We start from the raw sequence: 13,733 nt of genomic DNA, 5'->3' as shown, positions 1-13,733 counted from the left end.
ATTGCAACGCGGCAAGCCCGTTCAGACCACCCGGCCGCGATTGCGATACAGGCTCAGCGCGAGCGCGATGAACACCACCACGAACGCGATCAGCGACCACTGCGGCAGCGACAGACCCAGAATCGGCGGATACGGCGTTTCGCACAGCCCGGCCACCTTGAACACGCCCGGCAGCCACTGAGCGGGCGGCAAGCCGTCGACCAGCGGCTGCAGCGCGTCGAACCCGCAGCTAAAACCGGGCCGGGCCTGAACATACACATGCCGGGCGGCGGTCACGATGCCGGCCAGCGCCGACAAGCCCGCCAGCACTTCCAGCAGACGCACGCCGCGCCAACTGTTAAAGAACGCGCCGAGGAACGCGAAAATCGCGACCAGCAGGAAGAAATACCGTTGGATGATGCACAGCGGACACGGGTCTTCGCGCTTGAAGTATTGCAGGTACAGCGCGCCGGCCACCAGGCCGACGCAGATCAGGCCAAGCAGGACCAGCAGGGTGCGCTCGCGGCGCAGTATCGCTTCGTCGTTATTCATGGATCGTGTGGCTCTCTCTAGACTAAAGGGCGGTGCCCGCGATTCTAGCGCGAACGTCCGCCCGGTCACTGCGCCGTCACTGCACTGCGCCGTCACTGAGCGCCGTCGAGTCCATGCCGACGCTCAACGAATCGCGTTGAGCACCGCTTCGGCGCCGCGGCCGATGGCGAGCAAGGCGTCGTCGGCATGCGGCGCGCCTGCCAGCATCAGGCCGACCGGCGCTTCGCCGCGCAAGTGGCAGGGCAGCGACAGCGCGCACGCATCGAGGAAGTTGAACACGCCCGGATTGCGCAGCATCAGCGCGTTGACGCGGCCAAAGGTTTCGTCGTCGTCGACCAGATCGGCGACGCGCGGCGCGACCACCGGCACGGTCGGCGCGACCACCGCGTCGAAACGCTGCCACAGCGTGCGGGCGGCCTCGTCGAGCATGGCCTGGCGTTCGGCGAGCAGATCCAGATAGTCGGCGGCGCTGGCAGGCTGGCCTTTGAGGATGCGCACCAGCACGCGCGGGTCGTATTGGTCGCGGTGCTTTTCCAGCAGCGGGCGATGCCACGCATACGCTTCGATCGGCGCAAAGCCGAAGCGGTTGATCTCGGGCAAACGGTCGAGCGGCGCGAAACGCACTTCGCTGACGATCGCGCCGGCCGCTTCCAGATGCTTGAGCGCGGTATCGATCGCCGCCGCGACTTCCGGCTCGACGCCGTCGGTGACGTAGTGAGTGAGTACGCCGAGGCGCACACCTTCGAGCGGACGGGCCGCCGGAATGCGCGGTTCGAGGCCGGCCAGCATCCGGTCGACCAGCGCGCAGCACGCAACCGAGACGCCGATCGGGCCGAACGAATCGAGCGTCGACGACAGCGGCACGCCGCCTTGTTTCGGGATGCGCGCGGCGGTCGGCTTGAAGCCGGTCAGCCCGCACAGCGCCGCCGGAATGCGCAGCGAGCCGCCCGTGTCGGTGCCGAGCGCGACCGCCGCCATGCCGTCCGCGACGGACGCCGCCGCGCCCGACGAGGAGCCGCCGGAAATCCGCTCGTCGCCCTTCACGCCGCGCCGGTACGGCGACAACGGATGGCCGTAATGCGGGTTCAAGCCGAGCCCGGAAAACGCGAACTCGCTCATGTTGGTGCGCCCGACGATCACCGCGCCGGCGCGCTTCAGGCGCGCGACCGTGACGGCGTCGGCCTTGGCGGCGGGCGCGCCCGCCAGCACGATGGAGCCGGCGCGGGTCGGCTGGCCCTCGATATCGAACAGGTCCTTCACCGATACCGGAATCCCGGCGAGCGGCGAGAGCACCGTGCCGGCCGCGCGCAGCCGGTCGTGCGCGTCGGCGGCGGCGCGGGCGCTGTCGGCGTCGACGTGCATGAAGGCGACCGCGCCCTGGCCCGCCGGATCGGCGATCCGTTCGAGCGCGGTTTCGACGAGCGCGCGGCTGGTGGTGCGCCCGGCGGCGAGGTCGGCGGCAAGCTGGGCAAGCGGCGGGAAGGGCGTGAATTCGGTGGCCATGATGTCGGTGGAGTCCGGTTGAACCGCGTGAAGCCGGTCGGGTTTCAGGTTCGTTCAGCTTCGTTCAGATGCGATTGAAGAGCGTCGCGCGGAACGCCTCGATGTGCTTTTGCACCGATCGACGGGCGCCTTCGGCATCGCGTTCGCGCAGCAGGCGAAACAGTTCGAGATGTTCTTCGTGCACGTCTTCGAGATGATGCGGCTCGGACAGCGAGATGAACCAGAAGCGCAGCGAGCGTTCATGCAGCCCGCGCAGGATGTCGGCGAGCACCGGGTTGCGCGAGGCCGCGGAGATCGCCAGATGAAATTCGCGGTCGATGTCCATCATGCCTTCGATGTCGTGCGCCGCGACGCACACGGCCGAGCGCTCCAGCAGCGCCTGCATCGCATCGTAGTCGTGCTGCTGCGCGTGGCGCGCGGCCAGTTCCACGCAGTGGCTTTCGTTGACGAGCCGCACGTCGATGATCGCGAGCACGTCGTCGAGTGAAACCGGGCGGACCATGATGCCCTTGCGCGGCATGATGGTCAGCATGCCTTCGTGCACGAGCCGGTGCAGCGCCTGGTGCACCGGCGTTCTGCCGATGCCGGTCAGCGTCATCAATTCGGCCTCGTTGAGCACCTCGCTCGGCCGCAGGCGCATCGTGATGATCTCGCGCTTGACGAACGCATACGCCTGTTCGGCGAGGCTCGCGGCGGCGGTCGCGCGGGTGGGCCGGGGAGGGCGGGCAGTCTGCAAAAGCGTCATGTCGAAAGAGAGCGGGCGGGGTCGTCCGCATTGTAGAGCAAGGTTTTGCGGGTGCGGGGTGGACAACGCCGGTCGGCTTGGGCGACCGGCGCGCCGCGCGGTCCGCGCAGCGCGGATGTCGCAAGGATCACCCGGATCACGCGCAGCGCGGCCACTCAGGCGCCGCTCGGCGCGATTCCGGCGGCGTGCCGCACCTTCACGCGCGGCATCATCAGCGTGACCAGCCCGCCGACGATCAGCGCGCCCGCGATCAGCACCAGACCGAACGTCACGCTATGCGTCGCGTCCTTGACGATGCCGAGCACATACGGGCTCACGTAACCCGCGAGATTCGCGATCGAATTGATCACGGCGATGCCGGCCACTGCCGCGGTGCCTTGCAGGAAGGTGGTCGACATCGACCAGAAGATGCCGAAGCCCGCGAGAATGCCGATATACGCGATCGACAAGCCGGTCACGGCGAGCGGGATCGAGTTCGTCACCGAGGCGCTGCCGAGCAAGCCCGCCGCGCCGATGAAGCAGCACACCGCGTAATGCCAGCGCCGTTCGCCGGTCACGTCCGACGAGCGGCCGATCAGGATCATGCCGATGCCCGCGGCCAGATAGGGAATCGCGGTGACGAAGCCATTGGTGACGAGGTTGGTCACGCCGAGGTCCTTGACGATCTGCGGCAGCCAGAACGAAAAGCCCGCGTTGCCGGTGACGAGGCAAAAGTAGATCAGCGTGAGCAGCCAGAAGCGGCCCGAGCGCAACGCCACCGCGAGACTGTGCTCCGCGCCGGCCGCCGCGGCCGAACTGTTGTCACGCGAGAGCCGGCTCAGGATCACGCGCTTTTCGTCGGCGCTGAGCCAGGCGGCTTCGGCGGGCGTGTTGCGCAGCACGGCCAACGCCCAGAAGCCGGTGAGGATCGACGGAATGCCTTCGATCAGGAACATCCACTGCCAGCCGCGCAAGCCGTGCGCGTCGTGCAGCGCCGACATCAGAAAGCCCGACAACGGCGCGCCGATGATGCCCGCCACCGGAATCGCCGCCATGAATACGGCGACCATCCGCGCGCGGCGGTCCGACGGAAACCAGAAGGTCAGATAGAGCACCACGCCCGGCACCAGGCCGGCTTCGGCGACGCCGAGAAAAAAGCGCAGTACGTAGAACATCGTTTCCGAGCGCACGAACATCATCAGGCAGGACAGCAGTCCCCATAGCATCGTGATGCGGGCGATGGTGGCGCGCGCGCCGAACTTCTTCAACAGCAGATTGCTCGGCACTTCGAACACGAAATAGCCGAAGAAAAAGATCCCCGCGCCGAGTCCGTAGGCCGCGTTGGAAAGGCCGAGGTCGCCGGTGAACTGCAGCTTCGCGTAACCGATGTTGACGCGGTCCAGATACGACAGCACGTAGACGAGAAACAGGAACGGTATGATGCGCCAGGTGATCTTGCGCAGGGCGGCGGCTTCGAGCAATGCGTCTGACGACGCGTCGGCGGTGGCGGAGAGCGAAGGTTGAGTCATGAACGGATGCCTCATTCGACGATAGGAAGCGCTCGCACGCGATAGGCGTGGCGCAGTGTGCGGTTCAGGACGGGATCGTGCAATTCGAGTTCGAGCGCGTCGCCGTCGGCCATGCCGACGATGCCGCCTTGCACGGCCAGCGTGCCGCAGAACATCGCGGCGCCGGGTGCGAGCGGCGCGCGCTCGAGCAAGTCGGCGGCGGGCAGCAGCGTGGCGATGCTGCCTTGCTGATAGACGCGCCGCTCGCCGTTCGTCACCGCGTAGGCGCGCAATTCCAGTCGATCCCAGTGGCCGGCGAGGTCGTCGAAACGCCAGGCGTCGCGCGCGACCGGTTTCGGACACACCTGCTTGGAGACGGTCACGCCATAGGCTTCGACTTCGCGGTCGGTGTGGTCGGAGCCGACGGTGACGAGCAAGCCCGCCTTCGATTGCACCAGCACGCATTCCGCTTCGCCGCTGGACTTCACGCCGACCACGTCGACGAGTTCGGCCTGCGTCAGCAGCTCCGCGCCGAGGCGGTAGAAGCACGGCGTAGTGGAGGGACGCTTTACGCCAAGCGCGGCCAGTTCCGCGATGTGATGCTCGATCGCGGCCTGGTCGCGCCCGGCCCAACCGGCGATGGTCAAGCGATTCACTTCCACCGTTTCGGCGCGACTGTCGCCGGAACGCTCCACAACATTGAAGGACACCTGCCGCATCATTCGACTCCCCTAAAAATATTCGCCAAATATTATGGTGATATTTCACAGGCGTCCAGCGTGTCAAAAACATTCTGCTGCGCGGCATCGTCGGGAGTTCAAGAGCAGGCGGCAATCCCGCGCCCTTCGGCGCTTTCCGCGATTCGGCGCCAGGCGGGCGTTTGCTACACTGCGTTTTCAAGATTACTTTCTGTAAGGAACGCATTCATGCACCACGGCATCGGCTTCATTCAGGATCTGGCGGTCGTGATGGCGCTGGCCGGCGTCGTCACCGTGCTGTTCCATCGCCTGAAGCAGCCGGTGGTGCTGGGTTACATCGCCGCGGGCGTGATCATCGGGCCGTACACGCCGCCGTTCCAGTTGATCCACGACGAGCAGACCATTCAGACCCTCGGCGAACTCGGCGTGGTGTTCCTGATGTTTTCGCTGGGGCTGGAATTCAGCCTGCGCAAGCTGTTCAAGGTCGGCGCGACGGCGATCGTCGCGGCGCTCTCCGAAATCGTGCTGATGCTGTGGCTCGGCTACGAGATCGGCAGCGCGTTCGGCTGGAGTCCGATGGATTCGCTGTTCCTCGGCGCGATCCTCGCGATCTCGTCGACCACGATCATCGTCAAGGCGCTTTCCGAACTGGGTCTGAAGCGCGAGAGCTTCGCGCAACTGGTGTTCGGGATTCTCATCGTCGAGGACATTCTCGCCATCGCGATGCTCGTGCTGCTGTCCGGCATCGCGCAGACCGGTCAACTGAGCGCGGGTATCGCAGTGGTCACGCTCGGCAAGCTGCTGCTCTTCATGACGGTGTCGCTGGTGGTCGGCATTCTGGTCGTGCCGCGCGCGCTGAACTATGTGGCGCGCGCGAGGAGCGACGAGATGCTGCTGGTGTCGGTGCTCGGCTTCTGCTTTGGCTTCTGTCTGCTGGTGGTGAAGCTCGACTACAGCATCGCGCTCGGCGCTTTTCTGATCGGCGCGATCATGGCGGAGTCGCGCCATCTGCACCGCATCGAGCATCTGATTGCGCCGCTGCGCGACGCGTTTTCCGCGATTTTCTTCGTGACGATCGGCTTGATGCTGGACCCGGCGGTGCTGGTCGACTACGCGTGGCCGATCGCGGTGATCACGGTGGCGGTGATCGCCGGCAAGATCGTCTCGTGCGGGCTCGGCACCTTTCTCGCCGGCAAGGACGGACGCACGGCGATGCGGGTCGGCATGACCGTCTCGCAGATCGGCGAGTTCTCGTTCATCATCGCGTCGCTCGGCTTGACGCTGAAAGTGACGAGCGCGTTTCTCTATCCGATCGCGGTCGCGGTATCGGCGTTGACCACGCTGTTTACGCCGTATCTGATCCGGGCTGCGGACCCGCTGACGCAGCGGCTGGGTCACGCGATGCCGCGCACGCTCGCCAACGTATTCGGCATGTACGGCCAGTGGGTGCGCAGCCTGAGCACTGGAACCGGTGAACCGACGTTGTTCAGCATGACGCGGCGAATCATTTTGCAGATCGCCGTGAACCTGGCTTTGGTCGCCGCGATTTTTCTGATCGTGTCGTATAGCGCGCCTTACACCGGCGGCTTGCTCGCGCGCTGGCTGACGGCCGAGCCCATGCAGCGCGTGGTCTTGTGGAGCATTGCGCTGGTCATATCGATGCCGTTTCTGGTGGCCGTCTATCGCAAGACCAAGTCGCTCGCGCTGCTGCTCGCCGAGGTCAGCGTGCAGCCGGCGATCGCGGGGCGCTTCACGCGTGCGATCCGTTACGCGATCTCCGACCTGGTGCCGGTGGTCTCGATGGTCGGCGTGTTCCTGCTGGTCGCGGCGCTCTCGAGCGGCATCCTGCCGCCGACCGGCCTGCTCATCGCGGTGCTCGGTTGCGCCGCGCTGCTGCTTGCGCTCGTGTGGCGCTGGTGCGTGAAAATCCACGCGGCGATGCAGATCGCGCTGCGCGAAACGTTCGACGAACAGCCCGATCCTTGAGTCGGATGGCGTGCATTGCCCGCCGCAACAATGTGACCAATTGTGTGTGGGTTTGCGGGGCTTGGTCCGCTGGCGGATAATCAGGGCATATTCATTCGTTCGCGTGCAAGGCGCCTGTCTGACTGTCATGAGCGAAAACAAACCTGAAAATGCCGGCGAGCCTGGCAGCCCACCGTCGCCTTCGGCGTCGCCGGCCACGCCGGGCGCACAGAAATCCGACATCGCGCCGAATGAGCCGGCAGCCTCGCTGCCTCCCTCGCATGAAGATTCCACGCAATCTCCGATCAAGGATGCGGTGACGCCGCAGGTGTATTCGGGGACGGCGGGCAAGGGCGCGAGTCCTTCAGCGGGCGGGGTTTCACGCGCCGCGGCGTCAGCCGCGGGTGCGGACTCCAGCGCCGGCGCGCCGCGCTCCAGCGTGTTGCCGGAAGGTTCGCCGGCGAGCGCTAGCGGTGCTTCCACCACATCTGCGGCAACTGAGGGAGCCGCCGTCCGGTCATCCACCGACGACCCTGAAAGCGCGTCGGCCGTCACACCCACCGATTCGCAAACGGCGCGGCAACGCGACGCCGAAGAGGCACGCAGTTCAGCGGCGGCATCCACCGCGAAGCAGGAAGCGGCGGCTCACGAGCGTGACGCGCAGCGTGTCGGCACCCGTCCCGTGACGCCGCCACCCATGCCGCCCGCGAGCAGCGAAGCGATCGACGGCGAACTGGTTACCTCCGCCGGCGATACCGCCGCTTCAGGTCAGGCAGCGGCATCCAGCGGGCGCCCGGCCGGCTCGCCGCCGCCCGGTTTCGGCGCCGCGCCCGACTTCAGCGCGTCCAACCCGCCGCCGCCGAACGCATTGCCGCCGTCGCCTCCGCGCTATCTGAAGCAGAACGATTCGGCGTGGACGGTGTTCGGCCGCATCATCGCGGCGCGCGCGCGGCAGTTGTTCGATCGCGCCGGTCAGCGGATCACGCAGCGCACGCTGCGCATCGGCGTGTCGGCGCGCATCTTTCATCCGGAGCCGGGGGCGAGGGGCTTGCGCGGCAAGACGCTGCAGTACCTGGAGGAATCGATCGCGCATTGGGTGATGTCGCGCGACGTGCTGGTGTTCATGATTCCGACGGTCGGTCATCAGGGCATGCTGCACCCGAGCAATATCCGTTTGCGCGATTACGCAAAGCATCTCGACGGCCTGTTGCTGCAAGGCGGCGCGGACGTCTCGCCGCAGTCCTACGCGGAAGCGGCAACCAGTCACGAATGGCCGGGCGACCGTGTGCGCGACATGTACGAGCTGGAACTGCTGCACGAGTTCATCGAGTCGGGTAAGCCGGTGTTGGGTGTATGCCGCGGCTGTCAACTGATCAACGTGGCGTTTGGCGGGACCTTGTATCAGGACATCGCTACCGATGTGCCGACCGCGGGTGCGCACGTCAACGAGAACTATGATCAGCATCGGCACGGGATTCACTTCCCGGACGGCTCCACGCTGGTGAATATGTTTCCGGGCCGGCGCGATGCGATCGTCAACTCGATTCACCATCAGGCGGTCAAGACGCTGGGCCGCGATCTCAACATTGAAGCGGTGTCGGCTTCGGACGGCATCATCGAGGCCGTGCGCTATCGGCGGGCGCCGTTCGTGATGGGCGTGCAGTGGCACCCGGAGTTCCATCGCGCGGGTGGCGAGGAACTGCTCGACTGCACGCCATTGCTCGATACCTTTCTGCGGGTGGCGCGCGAAACGCGGTTTTGACGCTGTTGAGATTCGCGCGTGGTCAAAAGCGCGTCCCGCGAGGTGGAGTTGTCGGGGGCGCGTTGCTGTTGGATTTGGCGGCGCGCCTCGCGTTGGTTTCCCGGTCGTTGTCTTTCGGTCCACGCTCCGCAGTCTCACCGAGTCTTGGCTTGTCGATGCAGCAATGCTTTTGTCCGCCGCTTGATTACCGGTCGCTTTTAAGGCGGCGAGGAATGCGAGTTGTTGATGAACCAAGATCGACGGCACGCGAATTTAACGACAAGCAATCTATCTCCCTATTGCAAACCCGCATATCGTTGGATTTACGTCAAATTAACGTGATCCGACCGCAGCCCACAAAAGGCGGATCGTTGCGTTTCGGTCCTATCTGAAATTTTTTATTCCGCGATTACCCGAGTTATTTGGCCAATCCATTCGCCGGCGATTTATCTCGATTTAAAGTCTGTGCGCGCAACATCTGAACGCTTCGCTTAACGACTAATCCGCGCGATAATCCTAGGCTGATTTGGATTTGCATGGAGCATGCACGTATGAAGTACCCCTTGATTGTACGGCGCGCCATGCTGCTCGCGACCTCGTGTGCGCTGTTGCAGCATGGCGGTTTTGTGCTGGCAGCGCAAAGCGACGAGTCCGCCCCTCTGGTCGGCACGCGACCGGCCATGAACACGTTGACACCGGAGCCGGTGGCCGCCGCGCTGCGCAGCGCGGCCTCCGGCACGCCTGCCGCCGCGGACGCGCAAGGCAACGTCGCCGAACTGATGCAGATGATTCACGACGCGAAGCTGAGCGAACTGCGCACCACATATAACGGTAGTTACGGCGCGAGCCTGTTCTTCTATCCGCGGGAGATGGCGTACTACGTCGCATTATTTCAGGACAAACATTTCTGGCGCGTGATCAAGTCGGAGAACGCGGGCCGAGCGGAGGCGATCTATACGGGCTTCGTCCAGCAGACGGCGCAACTCGCGGAGGTCGAGATTCGTCGCACACAGTTGCAGGCCCAAAAGGCTTACATCGAGGACATCATCGCGTTGTCGGCGGAGCGCGCGAAGCGCTTGCAAGCGGATCTCGACGTCGCGCGCACGCAGCAGGCCAAGGTCAACGACTACCAGCGGCAGACTCAAGGCGAAGCGGCCGCATTGCACGCGGAAAAGGAAAGGGCGCAGGCGCAACTGCGTCAAGTGCAGAACGAAGTGATGCAACTGCAGCGGCAAACGGAACTTGGCCTGCCAGGCCAGAAGTAAGGGTATGAAGGTAAAAAGCCCGGCCATGCATGGCCGGGCTTTTTTTTGCGCCGCGTGTTCGAAACGGCGTTGCGCTTACCTGGCGAATTGATCCGGGACTTCGGTTACACGGCGCTGCGACATGTGATTCATCCATTCCGTTCCATTCGTTCCAGACGGATGACTTGTGGAAGCTGCGCGCGGCGACCGCGCGATGTCGTGAAGGTGCGTGCCGGCGGACATCGCCACGGACGTGTATTCGTCGACGCCAAGCCGCGATGGCTCCAGTGGCGAATAAGATCCCGCCGCCGATGGTTTCGCGAACGTGTATTGCGTAGTCGAGGGAGCCGCGATAGGCGGGATGTCATCGTTCAGTGCCGGCTGATACGGAAGCCGCTTTACCGTGCCGTTATGGCTGTTTTGACGGTAGCTCTTGCCGTGCAGGCCGGCAGCCTTCTCGCGAAGCTTGCCGCGGCGCTGTGAGACGGCCCTGCCCTCTGGGGCCTGCACGGATGAGACGGTGGCGGCGGTTGCGACACGAGCCGTGATTGCATCGGGAGAAGTCTTTTCGGCATGACGCGACGGAACCGGACCCGTTGGACGAGGTGTGTCGGCCTCCGACGCGGTCGCGACTGCGGATTCCTTGAAAGATCCGGTTGCGTTCGCAGTTGCAACCGTTGGTGAGGCACCTGCGCTCACATGCGCCGATTGTCCACCCGGCGCTCGCCGATTTGCTTCGCCGTTCGCGGCCGCCTGCTGAGTCGCTGCTGCGTCAGCCCTGCGATCAACAGCCGACGGTGAGCCGCGATCGACCGTCAACGAACTGCCGAAAATACTGTCCCCAAGTGTCGGACGAGGGTCCAACTGACCGACAGTAATCCATGCAAGCATCGCAGCGCCGCCGAGTGCGCAGGCACCACCCGCTATTGCGCTCCAATGTACCGACGATCCATGCGATTCCGGCTCGAATGCAGGCATCCTGATTCGCTCGAAGGGCTGCCCTTCAGCGGTAATGGGCGGGAAGTGGTTGGACGGCGCATCGAATACTGTCGCGGCAGCCGCACGCCGTTCCAGCGGCACCCATTTGCATAGCGAGCGGATGGTCTCTTCGCTCATGCAGAAGGTACGCAGCATCGCTGCGTAGAGTGCCTTGAGTTCCGCACGCAAACTGCGGACCGGCGGCAGCAGCGTCCAGTCGTGACCGAAAGACGCCGGCAAGTGGCCAAGCGGGCGCAGGCACGGCAGCGCCATGGCGCCTACGATTGGGGTGAGCGGAATGGTGAGCATCGGTCTGTTCCAGCGCCTTTAAAGTAGCCCGCCGATCAGCGGACGCAGGTCTAGGGACTCAGGCTTCAGGACGATGCGAGCGAAACGCCTGGCGTGTGCGGGCGGGTCGACGTTGCAGGGAAATGCCGCGCTCCGGGGAGCACGTGGGCGCGTGGGCGTTTTACTGTGAAGCCATCGGAGTGGCGAAGATGATGCCAAGAGGCCGCCGAACAAACGATCGGACTGTTCCGAAAAGCAATGCGGATCGACCTTCGCCCGCGATCGTCTGGCCGACGATCAAACGACGCGCGCGCCTGTTTTATCGATCCAGCCGGTACACATAGCGCAAGGCGGTAATATCCACGCCGCCCATATGATCCGGCTCCGCGCCGACGAACTGCCAGCCTTGCCGCTCGTAGAAGCCGATCGCCGACGTATTGCCTTCCAGCACATACAGATATAACTGCGCCTCGCCTTGCGCGCGAGCCCAATCCTCGGCGGCGCGCATCAACAGCTTGCCCGCACCGATGCCCTGGTACGCGGGCAACGCATGCAGGTTGTCCAGCAGCACGCCCCACGCGGAGTCCGGTTGTCGTTCGACGCAGACGAAGCCGATCGGCTCGCCCGCCAACTCGGCGATCAGTACGGCGCGGCGCTCGCCGCCCGGTGCGCTCAGTCGGGCTTCCCAATAGGCGGCGCGCTCCCGCGTGACTTCGCCGTCGAGGAAGGCGTCCGGCAGCAGGCCGCGATAGGTGGCCTGCCAACTGGTGCTGTGGATCGATGCAATGAGCGCGCAGTCCGCGAGGGTCGCGGGGCGCAGCGAAAGAGCGCGGGTGGTTTGCATCGGTAGTGCTCGACGAAAGTGCTGGCTGCAAAGTTTACCGCGAGGTTACGACGGCGCTGTTCGGTAATGAAACTGTATGCATTACGCCACAGCGCAATCAACGCTAACATTATGCGGACAGGGTTTCGCGTGATTCACAACGTTTACCCTGATACCACGCAAATGATTTGAATAAGAAAATGCAGCGCCCCCGGCGCGTCCGCTCTTCTATCCGCGCGTGGCATCCGCTTGCCGAATCCCATGGATCGTACCAACTGCCTGATCGCCGCGCGCACGCATGGCGAAGGGCCCATTAGAGAGTGTCATGTCTACTGCGTCACACGCCGCTTCCTCATCGCAAGAATCCAAGTTCAAGACAGTGTTCCGCGTCGTCAGCGGCAACTTTCTTGAGATGTACGATTTCATGGTCTATGGCTATTACGCCTCCGCGATCGCCAAGACCTACTTTCCGAGCGGCAACGAATTCGCCTCGCTGATGCTGTCGCTGTCGGTGTTCGGCGCGGGCTTCCTGATGCGGCCGCTCGGCGCGATCGTCCTCGGCGCCTACATCGACCATCACGGCCGGCGCAAGGGCCTGATCCTCACGCTCGCCCTGATGGCGCTCGGCACGCTCACGGTCGCGGCGATCCCAGGCTACGCGACGATCGGCGTGCTCGCGCCGGTGCTCGTGCTGTTCGGCCGTCTGCTGCAAGGCTTCTCCGCCGGCGTGGAGCTGGGCGGCGTTTCCGTGTATCTGTCGGAGATCGCCACCAAGGGCAACAAGGGCTTTTATTGCGCGTGGCAGTCGGGCAGTCAGCAGGTTGCCGTGGTGTTCGCGGCGCTGATCGGCGTGGTGCTCAACAAGATGCTGCCGGCGGACCAGATGGTCGCCTGGGGCTGGCGCGTGCCGTTCCTCATTGGCTGTCTGATCGTGCCGTTTTTGTTCCTGATCCGCCGTTCGCTGAAGGAAACCGAGGAGTTCGAGGCGCGCAAGCATCATCCGGGCATGGGTGAGATCGTGAAGACGATGGCCGCCAACTGGGGCACCGTGCTCGGCGGCATGGGCATGGTCATCATGACCACCGTGTCGTTCTACATGATCACCGCGTACACGCCGACCTTCGGCAAGGAAGTGCTTAAGCTCTCGTCGATCGATACGCTCGTCGTCACCGTCTGCATCGGCTTGTCGAACCTGATCTGGCTGCCGCTCGCGGGTGCGCTGTCGGACCGCATCGGCCGCCGTCCGGTGCTGCTCGCCTTCACCGCGCTGACGATCGTCACCGCCTATCCGGCGCTGCAATGGCTGGTCGCGGAGCCTTCCTTCGCGCGGCTGCTGGGCGTCGAACTGTGGCTGTCGTTCCTGTACGGCAGCTATAACGGCGCGATGGTCGTCGCGCTGACCGAAGTCATGCCTGTCGAAGTGCGTACAGCCGGCTTCTCTCTGGCTTACAGCCTGGCGACGACGATCGGCGGCTTCACGCCGGCTATTTCGACGCTGCTGATTCACGACACGGGCAACAAGGCCGCGCCTGGTCTGTTCCTGGGCCTTGCGGCGATCTGTGGGCTGGTTGCGACGCTGGCGCTGTATCGCACGCCGGGATCACGCGATCAGTATCGGACGGCCTGACGGTCGCCCGTTCATTCGGGCAATTGAAGAAAAACCCCGCGTTCGTGAGAACGCGGGGTTTTCTTTTGCCGCCGCCGAGGCAACGCGATCGCCCGCAGACGCC

The 13,733-nt window shown here is 64.5% G+C and carries 11 protein-coding genes; 4 read left to right on the top strand and 7 right to left on the bottom strand.

Translation table 11 applies throughout. The features are described from left to right. Window positions 1-21 precede the first annotated feature (21 nt). The 5 genes from CUJ90_RS13790 to CUJ90_RS13770 all read right to left on the bottom strand — a co-directional run bounded on the left by CUJ90_RS13790 (window position 22) and on the right by CUJ90_RS13770 (window position 4,985). The gene (locus tag CUJ90_RS13790) at window positions 22-531 is read right to left on the bottom strand and encodes a disulfide bond formation protein B (protein WP_114163041.1); all 510 of its coding nucleotides are present in this window, start codon (window positions 529-531) and stop codon (window positions 22-24) included. 123 nt (window positions 532-654) lie between these two features. After that, window positions 655-2,034, bottom strand: a complete 1,380-nt coding sequence (locus CUJ90_RS13785; RefSeq protein WP_114163040.1) for an amidase — start codon at window positions 2,032-2,034, stop codon at window positions 655-657. 64 nt (window positions 2,035-2,098) lie between these two features. After that, entirely contained in the window at window positions 2,099-2,779 is a 681-nt protein-coding gene (locus CUJ90_RS13780) for a GntR family transcriptional regulator (protein WP_114163039.1), read from the bottom strand. A gap of 155 nt (window positions 2,780-2,934) precedes the next feature. Continuing rightward, window positions 2,935-4,287: an MFS transporter gene (locus CUJ90_RS13775; protein WP_114163564.1), complete on the bottom strand. Its 1,353-nt coding sequence runs from the start codon at window positions 4,285-4,287 to the stop codon at window positions 2,935-2,937. An 11-nt stretch (window positions 4,288-4,298) separates the two neighbouring features. Continuing rightward, window positions 4,299-4,985, bottom strand: a complete 687-nt coding sequence (locus CUJ90_RS13770; protein WP_114163563.1) for a DUF2848 domain-containing protein — start codon at window positions 4,983-4,985, stop codon at window positions 4,299-4,301. A gap of 207 nt (window positions 4,986-5,192) precedes the next feature. Here CUJ90_RS13770 and CUJ90_RS13765 point away from each other — a divergent pair, with 207 nt between their 5' ends. The 3 genes from CUJ90_RS13765 (at window position 5,193) to CUJ90_RS13755 (ending at window position 9,935) form a co-directional block, all read left to right on the top strand. After that, complete coding sequence (locus CUJ90_RS13765) at window positions 5,193-6,950, top strand: cation:proton antiporter (protein ID WP_114163038.1); 1,758 nt, start codon at window positions 5,193-5,195, stop codon at window positions 6,948-6,950. A gap of 307 nt (window positions 6,951-7,257) precedes the next feature. After that, window positions 7,258-8,691: a gamma-glutamyl-gamma-aminobutyrate hydrolase family protein gene (locus CUJ90_RS13760; protein ID WP_374710276.1), complete on the top strand. Its 1,434-nt coding sequence runs from the start codon at window positions 7,258-7,260 to the stop codon at window positions 8,689-8,691. Window positions 8,692-9,221: 530 nt separating this feature from the next. Beyond that, complete coding sequence (locus CUJ90_RS13755) at window positions 9,222-9,935, top strand: DUF2968 domain-containing protein (protein WP_114163036.1); 714 nt, start codon at window positions 9,222-9,224, stop codon at window positions 9,933-9,935. 75 nt (window positions 9,936-10,010) lie between these two features. Here CUJ90_RS13755 and CUJ90_RS32370 read toward each other — a convergent pair whose 3' ends face one another. Together CUJ90_RS32370 and CUJ90_RS13750 are read right to left on the bottom strand one after the other, a co-directional pair. Continuing rightward, window positions 10,011-11,201 (bottom strand): hypothetical protein, encoded by a 1,191-nt coding sequence (locus tag CUJ90_RS32370; protein ID WP_152035351.1) that lies wholly within the window; start codon window positions 11,199-11,201, stop codon window positions 10,011-10,013. Window positions 11,202-11,499: 298 nt separating this feature from the next. Beyond that, window positions 11,500-12,024: a GNAT family N-acetyltransferase gene (locus tag CUJ90_RS13750; protein WP_073427144.1), complete on the bottom strand. Its 525-nt coding sequence runs from the start codon at window positions 12,022-12,024 to the stop codon at window positions 11,500-11,502. Window positions 12,025-12,328: 304 nt separating this feature from the next. Here CUJ90_RS13750 and tcuC point away from each other — a divergent pair, with 304 nt between their 5' ends. Then, window positions 12,329-13,630 carry an MFS transporter gene (gene tcuC / locus CUJ90_RS13745; RefSeq protein WP_114163035.1) on the top strand — a complete coding sequence of 434 codons (1,302 nt, stop codon included), beginning with the start codon at window positions 12,329-12,331 and terminating at the stop codon, window positions 13,628-13,630. Window positions 13,631-13,733: the final 103 nt, after the last annotated feature.

Source organism: Paraburkholderia terricola (genome assembly GCF_003330825.1).
Classification (GTDB): domain Bacteria; phylum Pseudomonadota; class Gammaproteobacteria; order Burkholderiales; family Burkholderiaceae; genus Paraburkholderia; species Paraburkholderia terricola.
This window is presented reverse-complemented; position numbering and strand designations above follow the sequence as displayed.

Coding starts and splice junctions, on each gene's coding strand:
- tcuC (WP_114163035.1), top strand. CDS start 12,329: ATGTCTACTGCGTCACACGCCGCTTCCTCATCGCAAGAATCCAAGTTC.
- CUJ90_RS13750 (WP_073427144.1), bottom strand. CDS start 12,024: ATGCAAACCACCCGCGCTCTTTCGCTGCGCCCCGCGACCCTCGCGGAC.
- CUJ90_RS13770 (WP_114163563.1), bottom strand. CDS start 4,985: ATGCGGCAGGTGTCCTTCAATGTTGTGGAGCGTTCCGGCGACAGTCGC.
- CUJ90_RS13790 (WP_114163041.1), bottom strand. CDS start 531: ATGAATAACGACGAAGCGATACTGCGCCGCGAGCGCACCCTGCTGGTC.
- CUJ90_RS13755 (WP_114163036.1), top strand. CDS start 9,222: ATGAAGTACCCCTTGATTGTACGGCGCGCCATGCTGCTCGCGACCTCG.
- CUJ90_RS32370 (WP_152035351.1), bottom strand. CDS start 11,201: ATGCTCACCATTCCGCTCACCCCAATCGTAGGCGCCATGGCGCTGCCG.
- CUJ90_RS13780 (WP_114163039.1), bottom strand. CDS start 2,779: ATGACGCTTTTGCAGACTGCCCGCCCTCCCCGGCCCACCCGCGCGACC.
- CUJ90_RS13765 (WP_114163038.1), top strand. CDS start 5,193: ATGCACCACGGCATCGGCTTCATTCAGGATCTGGCGGTCGTGATGGCG.
- CUJ90_RS13775 (WP_114163564.1), bottom strand. CDS start 4,287: ATGACTCAACCTTCGCTCTCCGCCACCGCCGACGCGTCGTCAGACGCA.
- CUJ90_RS13785 (WP_114163040.1), bottom strand. CDS start 2,034: ATGGCCACCGAATTCACGCCCTTCCCGCCGCTTGCCCAGCTTGCCGCC.